At 54.1% G+C, this 14,180-nt stretch carries 15 protein-coding genes and 1 other annotated feature; of the genes, 12 read left to right on the top strand and 3 right to left on the bottom strand.

Annotated features, from left to right (window positions below; genetic code table 11):
* Positions 1–38: 38 nt before the first annotated feature.
* Complete coding sequence (ghoS, locus tag JK621_RS09235; RefSeq protein ID WP_212559534.1) at positions 39–338, bottom strand: type V toxin-antitoxin system endoribonuclease antitoxin GhoS; 300 nt, start codon at positions 336–338, stop codon at positions 39–41.
* 109 nt (positions 339–447) lie between these two features.
* Between ghoS and JK621_RS09240 the strand changes: the two genes are divergently transcribed.
* The 6 genes from JK621_RS09240 (at position 448) to JK621_RS09265 (ending at position 8,111) form a co-directional block, all read left to right on the top strand.
* Entirely contained in the window at positions 448–1,113 is a 666-nt protein-coding gene (locus JK621_RS09240; protein WP_212560166.1) for a transglycosylase SLT domain-containing protein, read from the top strand.
* A gap of 309 nt (positions 1,114–1,422) precedes the next feature.
* The gene (locus JK621_RS09245; protein ID WP_212559535.1) at positions 1,423–2,142 is read left to right on the top strand and encodes a gluconate 2-dehydrogenase subunit 3 family protein; all 720 of its coding nucleotides are present in this window, start codon (positions 1,423–1,425) and stop codon (positions 2,140–2,142) included.
* A 2-nt stretch (positions 2,143–2,144) separates the two neighbouring features.
* A complete protein-coding gene (locus tag JK621_RS09250) occupies positions 2,145–3,926 on the top strand; it encodes a GMC family oxidoreductase (protein ID WP_126482287.1) in 1,782 nt (593 codons plus the stop codon).
* Between the two features lie 12 nt (positions 3,927–3,938).
* Complete coding sequence (locus JK621_RS09255; protein WP_212559536.1) at positions 3,939–5,276, top strand: c-type cytochrome; 1,338 nt, start codon at positions 3,939–3,941, stop codon at positions 5,274–5,276.
* 267 nt (positions 5,277–5,543) lie between these two features.
* Positions 5,544–6,827 carry an HAAAP family serine/threonine permease gene (locus JK621_RS09260; protein WP_212559537.1) on the top strand — a complete coding sequence of 428 codons (1,284 nt, stop codon included), beginning with the start codon at positions 5,544–5,546 and terminating at the stop codon, positions 6,825–6,827.
* 150 nt (positions 6,828–6,977) lie between these two features.
* Entirely contained in the window at positions 6,978–8,111 is a 1,134-nt protein-coding gene (locus tag JK621_RS09265; protein WP_212559538.1) for an ABC transporter substrate-binding protein, read from the top strand.
* A gap of 33 nt (positions 8,112–8,144) precedes the next feature.
* On the opposite strand, the gene JK621_RS09270 is transcribed toward JK621_RS09265, so the two are convergent.
* Positions 8,145–8,831 (bottom strand): MarC family NAAT transporter, encoded by a 687-nt coding sequence (locus tag JK621_RS09270; protein ID WP_283249352.1) that lies wholly within the window; start codon positions 8,829–8,831, stop codon positions 8,145–8,147.
* Positions 8,832–8,967: 136 nt separating this feature from the next.
* Positions 8,968–9,192: a hypothetical protein gene (locus tag JK621_RS09275; protein WP_212559539.1), complete on the bottom strand. Its 225-nt coding sequence runs from the start codon at positions 9,190–9,192 to the stop codon at positions 8,968–8,970.
* Positions 9,193–9,565: 373 nt separating this feature from the next.
* On the opposite strand from JK621_RS09275, the gene thrS reads away from it, so the two are divergent.
* The 6 genes from thrS to pheS all read left to right on the top strand — a co-directional run bounded on the left by thrS (position 9,566) and on the right by pheS (position 14,166).
* A complete protein-coding gene (thrS, locus tag JK621_RS09280; RefSeq protein ID WP_013812632.1) occupies positions 9,566–11,494 on the top strand; it encodes a threonine--tRNA ligase in 1,929 nt (642 codons plus the stop codon).
* Between the two features lie 3 nt (positions 11,495–11,497).
* Positions 11,498–12,049 (top strand): translation initiation factor IF-3, encoded by a 552-nt coding sequence (gene infC, locus JK621_RS09285; RefSeq protein ID WP_013812633.1) that lies wholly within the window; start codon positions 11,498–11,500, stop codon positions 12,047–12,049.
* A gap of 98 nt (positions 12,050–12,147) precedes the next feature.
* On the top strand, positions 12,148–12,345 hold the full coding sequence (rpmI, locus tag JK621_RS09290; RefSeq protein WP_004943591.1) for a 50S ribosomal protein L35: 198 nt from the start codon (positions 12,148–12,150) through the stop codon (positions 12,343–12,345).
* 43 nt (positions 12,346–12,388) lie between these two features.
* Positions 12,389–12,745 (top strand): 50S ribosomal protein L20, encoded by a 357-nt coding sequence (gene rplT, locus JK621_RS09295; RefSeq protein ID WP_004943595.1) that lies wholly within the window; start codon positions 12,389–12,391, stop codon positions 12,743–12,745.
* 114 nt (positions 12,746–12,859) lie between these two features.
* Positions 12,860–12,982 (top strand) — a sequence feature (Phe leader region).
* Positions 12,864–12,908 (top strand): pheST operon leader peptide PheM, encoded by a 45-nt coding sequence (gene pheM / locus JK621_RS09300; protein WP_121626058.1) that lies wholly within the window; start codon positions 12,864–12,866, stop codon positions 12,906–12,908. It overlaps the preceding feature by 45 nt.
* Positions 12,983–13,182: 200 nt before the next feature.
* Positions 13,183–14,166 (top strand): phenylalanine--tRNA ligase subunit alpha, encoded by a 984-nt coding sequence (pheS, locus tag JK621_RS09305; protein WP_212559540.1) that lies wholly within the window; start codon positions 13,183–13,185, stop codon positions 14,164–14,166.
* Positions 14,167–14,180 lie beyond the last annotated feature (14 nt).

The raw sequence follows: 14,180 nt of genomic DNA on the forward strand, positions 1-14,180 counted from the left end.
CATTGAACAAATAATACCGTCAGGTGAGTTATAGCATTTTATGTATCAATATGTAACCGCTTAACGTACTCCTCATAGCGAACTATGTCGACCTCCGGGGTTTTCCCCAGGGCAACTTCACCGAGCTTCTGCGCCAGCTGTTGAACATCTTCTTGATTCAATGGCGTTATAAACGCAAAACTGTTGCTGCCCAACAGATGCGGAACGCCCTGTTCGTCTGTCACCGAAGTGACAAATCCATCACGGGTTAATTGTCCGGTAAGCTTGGCCAAATCAGCCAATCCTTCTTCCTGATAGTGGAAAGTCACCACAAAACACGTCGTTGCAGATTGACTCATAAATCACCTCTTGGTATATGGATAGCTTGAGATTAGACCAAAAAAATTATGCAGGCGTCCTTACAAGTTGTATATGCTACGCAACCCATTGAAAGGAGTGAGGGATTCTGTGAAAACAAAAATCGGTTGCCTGACGGCAATTTTGCTTTTGTCGGGGTGCGCCAAAGACCCGCAAACGACAAGTACTATTTCAGGCAGTGGCACATCGCGTGGCGGTTGGTTAAAAACCCCCCCGCAGGCTCCGGTCAATCGCACGGGGACACCGGTAGCCTATAACGATTACATTCGTCAGGCCGCCAGCAGTTATGGCGTTGACGAAACGCTGATTAAAGCGATTATTCAGGTGGAGTCCGGGTTTAACCCGAACGTGGTCAGCACCTCGAACGCTGTGGGATTAATGCAGCTGAAACCTTCAACCGCCGGGCGCGATGCCTATCGTATGAAAGGAAGAAGTGGGCAACCCAGCTCACGTGAGTTGAAGGATCCGGCGGTTAATATTGATCTGGGAACGGCCTATATCAATATTCTTCAAAGCCAGCAGCTAGCCGGGATCAACAACCCACAAACTTTGCGTTACGCCACCATCGTTTCTTATGTCAATGGAGCAGGCGCCATGTTGCGCACGTTCTCATCGGATAAGCGCGTGGCGGTAAACCGCATCAATCAGATGAGCCCGGATGAGTTTTATCAGCACATCCAGAAAAAGCATCCGGCCCCGCAGGCGCCGCGCTATTTATGGAAGGTGACGACGGCTTATCAGGCAATGTCGCAGTAAGCTCTATTTCTCACAAACACCGGCCGCCCACAGCGGCCGGTTTTTCTTTTCGGCGTGACCACAATCGCGACATCGATCCCATTTTTCGTTATTTCCCATTCTGTTACCTCAAAAACCGCACAAATAGTTAAAATTACGTTGGCGGATAATTCTTTACGTTCATTCAATAAGTTACCGGTAACATTTTGGCTTGAGTTTACAAAGTAACCTTCAAAAAATAGACAAATACGTAACAAATTGTTTTTAAATCCCGCAATGTTCACAAGGTTGAGGTTAAATAGTTGTGATTATCTTTGGATGGAATGTGACATGTCGGACGATAAAACTAACAACTCACGGCGCGATTTCCTGCTGAAATCGATGACTTTAATTCCCGCAGCGGTGATTGGCGGCAGTGGCGTCAGCGCCCTGACGGCACCTATGCCCGCTGTCGCGGCTACAGACACCCCAACGAACTACCAGCCTACATTTTTCACCCCGGAAGAATGGGCATTTATCAAGGCCGCCGTTGCGCGCCTGATCCCGGCTGACGATCGCGGCCCAGGTGCGCTGGAAGCCGGCGTGCCGGAGTTTATCGATCGCCAGATGAATACCCCGTATGCCACAGGTTCAATCTGGTACATGCAGGGGCCTTTCAACCCGGATGTGCCGAAAGAGATGGGTTACCAGCTGCCGCTGGTGCCGAAACAGATTTACAACCTGGGTATCAGCGACGCGGATGCCTACTGCAAGAAAACCACCGGTAAAGCCTTTGCAGAGCTGGATGCTGCGCAGCAGGATGCGCTGCTGCAAAAATTTGAGTCTGGTGAGGCGGAATTCTCGCAGTTACCTTCCAAGCTGTTCTTCTCCTACCTGCTGCAAAACACCCGCGAAGGTTTCTTCAGCGATCCGATCCATGGCGGCAACAAAGACATGGTCGGCTGGAAGCTGATTAATTTTCCGGGCGCACGCGCCGACTTTATGGACTGGGTTGAGCGAGGGGAACGCTATCCCTTCCCACCGGTATCAATTCGCGGGGAGAGGGGGTAACGATGGCAACGATAATGAAAAAAGTAGACGCGGTGATCGTCGGTTTCGGCTGGGTTGGCGCGATCATGGCCAAGGAGCTGACCGAGGCGGGCCTGAACGTGGTGGCGCTGGAGCGTGGCCCGATGCGCGATACCTATCCGGACGGTTCCTACCCGCAGGTGATTGACGAGCTGACCTATAATATCCGCCGCAAGCTGTTCCAGGACCTGTCGAAAAGCACCGTGACCATTCGGCATAATACCAGCCAGACTGCGGTGCCTTATCGCCAACTGGCCGCATTTTTGCCGGGCACCGGCGTGGGCGGGGCGGGCTTGCACTGGTCCGGCGTGCATTTTCGCGTTGACCCGATCGAGTTGCGCATGCGCAGCCACTACGAAGAGCGCTACGGCAAGAGTTTTATCCCGAAGGACATGACTATTCAGGACTTCGGCGTGACTTACGACGAGCTGGAGCCGTTCTTCGATAAAGCCGAAAAAGTGTTTGGCACCTCCGGCACCGCCTGGACGGTCAAAGGGCAGAAAGTGAGCCAAAAGGGCGGCAACCCGTTCGCGGCCGACCGTTCGAACCCTTTCCCGCTGCCGGCGCAGAAGAATACTTTTTCGGCGCAGCTGTTCGAGAAGGCGGCGCTGGAGGTGGGTTATCATCCGTATAATCTGCCTTCCGCCAACACCTCGGACTCCTATACCAACCCTTACGGCGCGCAGATGGGGCCGTGCAACTTCTGCGGTTTCTGCAGCGGTTACGCCTGCTACATGTATTCCAAGGCGTCGCCGAACGTCAATATTTTGCCGGCGTTGCGCATGGAAAAACGCTTCGAGCTGCGTACCAACGCCAACGTGTTGAAAGTGAACCTGAGCGCTGACAAATCCCGCGCCACCGGCGTGAATTATGTCGATGCGCAGGGCCGCGAAATTGAACAGCCGGCGGAGTTGGTGATCCTGGGCGCCTTCCAGTTCCACAACGTGCATCTGATGCTGCTGTCCGGTATCGGCAAACCTTACGATCCGGTGACCGGAGAGGGCGTTGTCGGGCGTAATTTCGCCTATCAGAACCTGACCACCATTAAAGCGTTCTTCGACAAAGACGTGTTCACCAACCCGTTCATCGGCGCCGGCGGCAACGGCGTCGGGGTGGACGATTTCAACGCCGATAACTTCGACCATGCCAAAGAAGGCTTCGTCGGCGGTTCACCGTTCTGGGTCAACCAGGCGGGCACCAAACCGATTTCCGGCTTGCCGACGCCTCCGGGCACCCCGGCCTGGGGCAGCAAGTGGAAAGCGGCGGTAGCGGATGCCTACACCCATCACGTGTCGATGGACGCCCACGGCGCGCACCAGTCGTACCGCAGCAACTATCTGGACCTGGATCCCACCTACAAGAACGTGTTTGGTCAGCCGTTGCTGCGCATGACGTTCGACTGGCAGGAAAACGACGTCAAGATGGCGCAATTCATGTACGACAAAATGGCGCCGATCGCCAAAGCGATGAACCCGAAGTTGATCGCCGGCAGCCCGAAAAACGCCAACAGCCATTTTGACACCACCAGTTACCAGACCACGCACATGAACGGCGGTGCGGTAATGGGCGAAGATCCGAAGACCAGCGCGGTAAACCGTTATCTGCAAAGCTGGGACGTGCACAACGTGTTTTCCATCGGCGCTTCGGCCTTCCCGCAAGGGTTGGGTTATAACCCGACCGGTACCGTGGCCGCGTTGGCTTACTGGTCTGCCCGCGCGATTCGCGAGCAGTATCTGAAAAACCCAGGCCCTCTGGTGCAGGCATAAGGACGGCGATCGATGAAAGCATTTGTTCCCGCACTGATTCTCAGTGCACTGAGTTTTTCCGTTTGGGCGCAGGACGCGACGGTCAGCAGCGAGTTGATCAAACGCGGCGAGTACCTGGCGCGTGCCGGTGACTGCGTGGCCTGCCACACCAACGGTAAAAGCGGTAAAGAGTTTGCCGGTGGTTTGGCGATGGAAACGCCGATCGGCACCATTTACTCCACCAATATCTCGCCGGATAAAAAAACCGGCATCGGTGATTACAGCTTTGAAGACTTCGACAACGCGGTGCGCAAGGGGGTTGCCAAAAACGGCAGCACTCTGTATCCGGCGATGCCTTATCCGTCGTTCGCGCTGGTGAAAGAGGACGACATGCGCGCCATGTACGCCTATTTCATGCACGGCGTGCAACCGGTGGAGCAGGCCAACAAGGATTCCGATATCCCCTGGCCGCTGTCGATGCGTTGGCCGCTGAGCATTTGGCGCGGCATGTTTGCGCCGACGCCGGCGGATTTTGTCGCAGACGCCAAAGCCGATCCGGTGATCGAGCGTGGCCGCTATCTGGTGGAAGGGCTGGGACACTGCGGTGCCTGCCATACGCCGCGCAGCATTACCATGCAGGAGAAATCGCTGAGCAATAACGACGGCGACAATTATCTGTCCGGCAGCAACGCGCCGATCGACGGTTGGGTCGCCTCCAACCTGCGTGGCGACAATAAAGACGGATTGGGAACCTGGAGCGAAGCCGAACTGACCGAGTTCCTGAAAACCGGGCGCAACGACAAATCCATCGTGTTCGGCGGCATGAGCGACGTGGTGGAACACAGCCTGCAGTATCTCAGCGATGAGGACCTGACGGCGATCTCGCGCTACCTGAAAACGCTGCCGCCGAAAGACGGTAAACAGCAGGCGGCACCTGTCGAGGATAGCGTTGCCAAGGATCTGTGGCGCGGTAACGACAGCAAGCCTGGAGCGGCGTTGTACGTCGATAACTGTGCGGCTTGCCACCGTACCGACGGCGTGGGTTACAAACGCGCCTTCCCGGCACTGAAGGGCAACCCGGTGGTGCAAACCGACGATGCGACCTCGCTGATCCACATCGTGCTGACCGGTAATACCACGCCGGCGGTGAAAGGGGCGGTATCCAACATCACCATGCCGCCATTTGGTTGGCGTCTGAATGACCAACAGGTGGCGGATGTGGTCAACTTTATCCGTTCCAGCTGGGGCAACAGCGCCAAGCCCATCGCTGCTTCAGACGTGGCCGGCGTGCGTAAAGACCGCTCGATGATCCGCAACGAGCAGGAGATGGGTAGCGCCGCAGTGCCGGAGCACCCGGACGCCAACAAGTAAACCTCCAGGGGCCTCAAGGGGCCCCTGTTCTTTGCCTCTTTCCATCCATTCCCGTACTTATTCCCGCACTGAAAATCGCTCATGAAGCGCGCAGTTAGCCGCCAAGAGATAGACCCGCGCAGCGTTTTTAATTATCCTTTGCCGTCCTTTTATCAAGCACAAGAATGAAATACTGCATTAATCCCTTGATTAATGTTAAAAAATTCGCGGAGAAGGATATCCCATTGAGCGCAATCGTTGTCGCTGAAGAGTAAGGTGAGCTTTCCTATGAGTACGATTTCTCCCGATTCAGGTACGCAGGCCGTTACCCAAGCGGCCAAATGGAACAAAACCGATACGGTGTGGATGTTTGGCCTCTATGCCACCGCTGTCGGCGCAGGTACGCTGTTCCTGCCGATCAATGCCGGTTTGAACGGCCCGTTGGTGCTGTTGCTGATGGCACTGTTCGCTTTTCCTCTGACCTATTTGCCGCATCGCGCACTGAGTCGCTTCGTGCTTTCCGGCTCCAGCCGCGACGGCAATATCCATGATGTGGTGGTCGAGCACTTTGGCGTGCTGGCGGGAAAAATCATCATGGTGTTGTACCTGATGGCGTTCTTCCCGATCGTGCTGGTGTACAGCATTTCGATTACCAACGCTCTGGACAGCTTCCTGATCCATCAGTTTCACCTGACGCCGTTGCCGCGCATCTGGTTGAGCCTGGCGGTGGTGGTGGTGCTGAATCTGGTGTTGTTGCGCGGTAAAGACGCGATTGTCGCGGCGATGGGCATGCTGGTGTTCCCGCTGTTGGTATTCCTGATGGGCATTTCGCTGTACCTGATGCCGACCTGGCAGACGGCGAACTTCGTCAGCGGCCTGGCCAACACCCAGTTCAGCAGCCCGGATTTGTGGCATTCGTTGTGGCTGGCGGTACCTGTGATGGTGTTTTCCTTCAGCCATGCGCCCATTATTTCGTCCTTCGCCTCTACCCAGAAAAGCCTGTATGGCGACAAGGCCGAGCGCCGCTGCGCACGCATCATGCGTTACAGCTACGTGCTGATTTGCGTCACCGTGCTGTTCTTTGTCTTTAGCTGTGTGCTGAGCCTGTCCCATGCGGACATGCAGCAGGCGAAAGATCAGAACATCACCGTGCTGACCACGCTGGCGAACAAATTCTCCAATCCGCTGATTGCCTATCTTGGCCCGGTAATGGCGATGCTTGCGATGGCCAAATCTTATCTTGGCACCTCGCTTGGCGTGACCGAAGGGGCGACCAGCCTGATTGACGGTTTGACGCGAGCGGTCGGTAAGCCGTTAAGTTCGCGCGTCACGCACCGCCTTTCCGCCGTACTGTTGTTCCTGCTCACCTGGGCGGCCACGGTGTGGAACCCCAGCGCGTTGCATATTATCGAAACTATCAGCGGCCCGTTGATTGCGGTAATCCTGTTTATTTTGCCGATGTACGCGGTGCGTGCGGTGCCCGCGATGCGCCGCTACCGTGCGCCGAGCAACGTGTTCGTGCTGGTGATGGGGCTGATTGCGCTCTCTGCGCTGATTTACGGCCTGGTTTAACCTCTGCGGCGCGCCGAAACCGGCGCGCCACGCTTCCCTCCGGATTCACATCCATTTTCAATTAAAGCGTAATCTGCTTAGCGTTATCTTTGATAATAGAAGCCATTCTCATTATTATTTACCGATAATTTTTACGCTAAGGAGCTTTACGTGCACCGTAGAATCACCCTGCTGGCATTGGCCTGCGCCTGCGTTTTATCTGCTCAGGCGATGGCGACCACCTATCCGTTGACCCTGACCGACACCTCCGGCGAAAGCGTGACGATTAAACAAGAGCCGAAACGCGTTGTGGTGCAGGACGGGCGCGATATTTTGACGCTGGCCTTGCTGGACCGCGCCGATCCCTTCACCCGGCTGGTGGCGTGGAACAACCTGCTGAAGAAAAGCGACGGTGAAACCTGGAAAATCCTGCAGAGCAAATGGCCCGAGGCGAAGAACATTATCGATATGGGCTTCAGCGACAAGGGCGAGATCAACCTGGAAAGCGTGATAGCGAAGCATCCCGATCTGATGGTGGCGCAATTACGTTCCAAGCCGTCTTTGAGCCAGACCGGCGTGCTGGACAAGCTGAAAGCGTTGAACATTCCGGTGCTGTTTATCGACACCATGCTGAAGCCGGTGGAAAACACCCCGAAAAGCATTCAGCTGTTGGGGGAGACGCTGAACCGCGAGAGCGAAGCGAAGCAATACACCGATTTCTATCAGCAGCATTATCAGAGCATCCTCGATAAAACCAAAACGGTGGAACCAAAGCCGCTGGTGTTTATTGAAGCGAAAGCCGGTTTGAACGGGCTTGAGTCTTGCTGCTTCACGCATTCGCACGTTGGCTGGGGCGGGATGATCGAGGCGGTGGGCGCCCGTAACCTGGGTTCCGAACTGCTGCCCGGCGCGACCGGCGACGTCTCGCTTGAAAAAGTGATCAGCATGAAACCGGATGCCTATATCGTTTCCGGCTCCCAATGGGCCAGCAAAACCAATGCCGCAGTGCCCTTCGGTTATGGCGTTACCCGGCAGCAGGTCGACGAGGCTTTCAACCGCATGAAACAGCGCCCAGGCTTCGCTCAACTCTCGGCGGTGAAAGAGGGCCGTTTCTACGGCATTTACCACAACTTCTATAACCACCCGTACAACATTGTCGGGTTGGAGTATCTGGCGAAGTTTATCTATCCGAATCAGTTTAAAGAGCTGGATCCGGCGAAAACCTACAGCGAGATCCTCAGCCGCTTTACCGAAGTGCCGGAAGGCAAGGGGATTTTGGGCGCTCAGGCGCCGACAGGGAAGTAAAGCGGACGGGCGCGGTGATTCGCGCCCGTTTTATCAGGCCGCAGGCGTGTAGGTGGTGATAATCTCCAGTACGCCGTTGATAATGAACTGCACGCCCATACATACCAACAGGAACCCCATCAGGCGCGAGATTGCCTCGATGCCGCTCTTGCCTACCAGGCGCATGATGGCTCCGGAGCTTCTCAGGCAGGCCCACAGTATCACCGCCACCGACAGAAAAATCGCCACCGGCGCCACCAACAGCACCCAGTGGTCAAACCCCAGCGCGTTATCTTTAATGCTCGACGCCGAACTGATGATCATGGCGATGGTGCCGGGGCCGGCGGTGCTTGGCATGGCCAGTGGCACAAAGGCGATGTTGGCCGAGGTTTTTTTGCGCAGTTCGTTTGACTTGGTTTCCACCTCCGGCGCTTCTTCTGCGCTTTGCTGCGGAAAAAGCATGCGAAAGCCGATAAACGCCACAATCAGCCCGCCGGCGATACGCAGGCCGGGAATGGAGATGCCGAAGGTATTCATGACCAACTGGCCGGCGTAGAACGCCACCGTCATGATTAAGAACACGTAGATGGACGCCATCAGCGACTGCTGATTGCGCTCTTCACGCGTCATATTGCCGGACAGACCGAGCAACAACGCCACGGTGGTCAGCGGGTTGGCCAGCGGCAGCAACAGCACCAGACCTAATCCGATGGCCTGGAATAACTGCATGATACTCGTCATGAAACAGACCTCTGTTTTCAGTTAACGCCACAGCGCGGCGCAAAATGATAGAGTAGCCTGCCGGGAGATCACCAGCAATGGTGAGAGAGGGATATCATTTGAAAATTCACAATGTTGCCACGGGATGGGTGCCCTATCAGCCGTGCGTATTGGGTGGCGTCAATTCGGGAGCGGAGTCTGCAGAGGCGTCATCGTCGTCGTTCACGCAGTCATTGGCGATGTCCGGGGCATCTTCACATTCCATCGGCGGTTCGTTGACCGCAATGGCCCGCGGGTGGCGATCGGTGCCGAGGTGAAGCAGAGCAAAACTCGCCACCAGCACTACGCAGACGCCAACAAGTAACTTGAATAACCGGTTCATGATGCGAAGGTATGTCTCAGTTCAGCCGTTAGTGGCGACAGAATAGCGGTAGCGGGCAAGCTTCGCCATAGCTGTACGCAATGTTATTGCTCGCTCATTGCAGATAAATCGCTTACCGAGAGTTTAAAATACGTCGGCCGGCAAGTGGGGCATGCCCGACAAACTCTCAGGTAGATGGCGCGCTAATCATAGTGTTACACTCTCTGTTCCGTTATGGCGTCGCACCATGGCACATCGTAAATTGTGTGCTTATGAGGGTATATATTTGGCAGAGTGAAGCTGAATAGCGTTCATAACAACATGTAGTTAAACGATATTGTATTTCTTCATGTGATCTGTCGTGTGGGTCACCACTGTAGATAAGGAATCATTAATGCCTGTTATTACTCTTCCTGACGGAAGTCAGCGTCATTTCGACCGCGCCGTTTCCCCGCTGGATGTTGCCCTTGATATCGGCCCTGGTTTGGCCAAAGCCTGTATTGCCGGCCGTGTAAACGGTGAACTGGTTGATGCCGGCGATCTGATCGAATCCGATGCGCAACTGGCGATCATCACCATCAAGGACGCCGAAGGCCTGGAAATCATGCGCCACTCCTGTGCGCACCTGTTGGGCCATGCTATCAAGCAACTGTGGCCGGACACCAAAATGGCCATTGGCCCGGTGATCGACAACGGTTTCTACTATGACGTCGATATTGACCGCACCCTGACGCAGGAAGACCTGGATCTGCTGGAAAAGCGGATGCATGAGTTGGCCGACAAAGATTATGACGTCATCAAGAAAAAGGTCAGTTGGCAAGAAGCCCGCGACACCTTTGCCGCGCGTGGTGAAAACTACAAAGTGGCGATTCTGGATGAGAACATCAGCCATGACGACCGTCCTGGCCTGTATCACCATGAAGAATACATCGACATGTGCCGTGGTCCGCACGTGCCGAACATGCGTTTCTGCCATCACTTCAAACTGCAGAAAACCTCGGGCGCCTACTGGCGCGGCGACAGCAAAAACAAAATGCTGCAGCGTATCTACGGTACTGCCTGGGCAGACAAGAAACAGTTGAATGCCTACCTGCAACGTCTGGAAGAAGCCGCCAAGCGTGACCACCGCAAGATCGGCAAGCAGCTCGACCTGTACCATATGCAGGAAGAAGCGCCGGGCATGGTGTTCTGGCACAACGACGGCTGGACGATTTTCCGCGAGCTGGAAGCCTTTGTGCGCATGAAGCTCAAGGAGTACCAGTATCAGGAAGTGAAAGGGCCATTTATGATGGACCGTGTGCTGTGGGAAAAAACCGGCCACTGGGAAAACTATAAAGACGCCATGTTCACGACTTCGTCGGAAAACCGCGAGTACTGCATCAAGCCGATGAACTGCCCGGGACACGTGCAGATCTTCAACCAGGGCCTGAAGTCTTACCGCGATTTGCCGCTGCGTATGGGCGAGTTCGGCAGCTGCCACCGCAACGAGCCTTCGGGTTCTCTGCATGGCCTGATGCGCGTGCGCGGTTTCACTCAGGATGACGCCCATATCTTCTGTACCGAAGAGCAGGTGCGCGCCGAAGTGAACGAATGCATCAGAATGGTTTATGATGTTTACGGCACCTTTGGTTTCGAAAAGATTGCTGTTAAACTCTCAACCCGCCCTGAGAAGCGCATCGGCACTGACGATATGTGGACTCGCGCGGAAGAAGACCTGGCTGCGGCGCTGACCGAAAACGGGATTCCGTTTGAATATCAGCCGGGTGAGGGTGCCTTCTACGGACCGAAAATTGAATTTACTCTGCATGATTGTTTGGATCGTGCATGGCAATGTGGTACCGTGCAGCTCGATTTCTTCTTACCGGGTCGTTTAGGCGCGTCGTATGTTGGCGAAAACAACGATCGCGTGGTACCGGTAATGATCCACCGCGCTATTTTGGGCTCCATGGAGCGTTTCATCGGTATCCTTACCGAAGAGTACGCAGGGTTCTACCCAACCTGGATTGCTCCGGTGCAGGTGGTGGTGATGAATATCACCGACAGCCAGTCTGATTATGTCCAGCAATTGACCAAAAAACTGCAAGATGCAGGGATTCGTGTTAAAGCGGACTTGAGAAATGAGAAGATTGGCTTTAAAATTCGCGAACATACTTTACGTCGGGTTCCTTACATGTTGGTGTGCGGTGATAAAGAGGTCGAATCAGGCAAAGTCGCCGTTCGTACCCGCCGTGGCAAAGACCTGGGAAGCCTCGATGTAAACGAAGTCGTAGACAAGCTGCTGAAAGAGATTCGCAGCCGTAGTCTTCATCAACTGGAGGAATAAAGTATTAAAGGCGGAAAACGAGTTCAACCGGCGCGTCCTAATCGCATTAACAGAGAGATTCGCGCGCAAGAAGTTCGCCTAACCGGCGTCGATGGCGAGCAGATTGGTATTGTCAGTCTGAATGAAGCTCTTGAAAAAGCTGAGGAAGCGGGTGTTGATTTAGTAGAAATCAGCCCAAATGCCGAACCGCCAGTTTGCCGAATCATGGATTACGGCAAATTCCTCTACGAGAAGAGCAAGTCGACCAAAGAACAGAAGAAGAAGCAAAAAGTCATTCAGGTCAAGGAAATCAAATTCCGTCCTGGTACCGATGATGGCGACTATCAGGTCAAACTACGCAACCTGATTCGCTTTCTGGAAGATGGCGATAAAGCCAAAATCACCCTGCGTTTCCGTGGGCGTGAAATGGCGCACCAACAGATCGGTATGGAAGTGCTTAACCGCGTCCGTAAAGACCTGTGTGAAGATTCTGATTTGGCCATTGTCGAATCCTTCCCTACTCGGATCGAAGGTCGTCAGATGATCATGGTGCTCGCACCGAAAAAGAGACAGTAAAGGCTTCCAAGTAATCGAACCCGCGCAACGCTTGCGTTGTGTGGGTTTTATTCGCCTTACTGATCGTTGTTTAACAATGCGAAGTGGATTTAATTAAAATGCCAAAGATTAAAACTGTACGTGGTGCAGCCAAACGCTTCAAAAAAACCGGCAGCGGTGGTTTTAAGCGCAAGCATGCTAACCTGCGTCATATTCTGACCAAAAAAGCAACCAAGCGTAAACGTCACCTGCGTCCGAAAGGCATGGTGTCTAAAAACGATATGGTCCTGGTTGTTGCGTGCCTTCCGTACGCATAAGCCATTTTTTTTGAATCCAGAATAAGACTTTAGGAGAGAGCATATGGCTCGCGTAAAACGTGGTGTAATTGCACGCGCACGTCACAAGAAAATTTTAAAACAAGCGAAAGGTTACTACGGTGCCCGTTCGCGCGTTTATCGTGTTGCCTTCCAGGCAGTAATCAAAGCAGGTCAGTATGCTTACCGTGACCGTCGTCAACGTAAGCGTCAGTTCCGTCAGCTGTGGATTGCACGTATCAACGCAGCAGCTCGTGTGAACGGCCTGTCTTACAGCAAATTCATTAACGGCCTGAAAAAAGCCTCTATTGAAATTGACCGTAAGATCCTGGCTGACATCGCAGTCTTCGACAAAGTGGCCTTCGGCGCACTGGTTGAGAAAGCGAAAGCAGCACTGGCGTAAGTCAGTAGAAGAGGGAGCTTGCTCCCTCTTTTAATCTTTGTTTTTCAGCACAAATATTGACTTTTATTGACCGCCTCCTTATTACCGGTGGACAATCAATCGACAAGGTTAAGCAATCATGCACGCTGCTATTTTTCGTTTCTTTTTTTACTTTAGCGCCTGATCTCAGGAGGCTTTGCGCGTAAGAAAAGAAACGAAAAGTAGCGCCTAAGCCTCCCCTGTGGAGGCTTTTTTGTTTTTGGCCATACCCTTTGTCTTTCAAACCGTAGCGTTGTTGGCTGCACGCGCTTGTCTCAGCCCGCTAGCGGAGTAAACGCCCGGTACCTGGGGTGGCTGCTCAGCGATGACGTGAAAGTCTTTGAAGATTTGCGAAAGGCGTGTTCGAATAATAGATAACAATTACTTAGGGCCATACCGGCCAGAGGAAGAGGAAAGCAATGCCACATCTCGCAGAGCTGGTTGCCAATGCCAAAGCAGCCGTAGAAGATGCCCAGGATGTTGCCGCGTTGGATTTGGTACGCGTCGAATATTTAGGCAAGAAAGGCCATTTTACCTTGCAGATGCAATCGCTGCGCGATGTGCCGGCGGAAGAGCGTCCGGCGGCCGGGGCAGTGATCAACCAGGCAAAACAGGCGGTGCAGGATGCGCTGAACGCGCGTAAAAATACGCTGGAATCCGCTGCGCTGAACGAGCGTCTGGAAGCAGAGACTATTGACGTTTCCCTGCCGGGCCGTCGTATGGAAAACGGCGGGCTGCATCCAGTGACCCGCACCATCGATCGTATCGAAGCCTTCTTTGGCGAACTGGGTTTTTCCGTTGAAACCGGCCCTGAAATTGAAGACGATTATCATAACTTCGATGCGTTGAACATCCCCGGGCACCACCCGGCGCGCGCCGATCACGATACTTTCTGGTTCGATGCCACACGCCTGCTGCGCACCCAAACTTCCGGTGTGCAGATCCGTACCATGAAGAACCAGCAACCGCCAATTCGCATTATTGCGCCGGGTCGCGTTTACCGTAACGATTACGATCAGACGCACACCCCGATGTTCCATCAGATGGAAGGCCTGATTGTCGACAAAGACATCAGCTTCACCAACCTGAAGGGCACGCTGCACGATTTCCTGAATAATTTCTTTGAAGAGGATTTGCAGGTTCGTTTCCGTCCGTCTTACTTCCCGTTTACCGAACCGTCCGCTGAAGTGGACGTCATGGGCAAAAACGGCAAGTGGCTGGAGGTCTTGGGCTGCGGCATGGTGCACCCGAACGTTCTGCGTAACGTGGGCATCGACCCGGAAATCTATTCCGGTTTCGCTTTCGGCATGGGTATGGAGCGTCTGACGATGTTGCGTTATGGCGTGACCGACCTGCGCGCGTTCTTCGAAAACGATCTGCGTTTCCTCAAACAGTTTAAGTAAGGCGGGAATATCAC

Origin of the sequence: Serratia plymuthica (assembly GCF_018336935.1) — a bacterium.
In the GTDB taxonomy this organism is placed as follows: domain Bacteria; phylum Pseudomonadota; class Gammaproteobacteria; order Enterobacterales; family Enterobacteriaceae; genus Serratia; species Serratia plymuthica_B.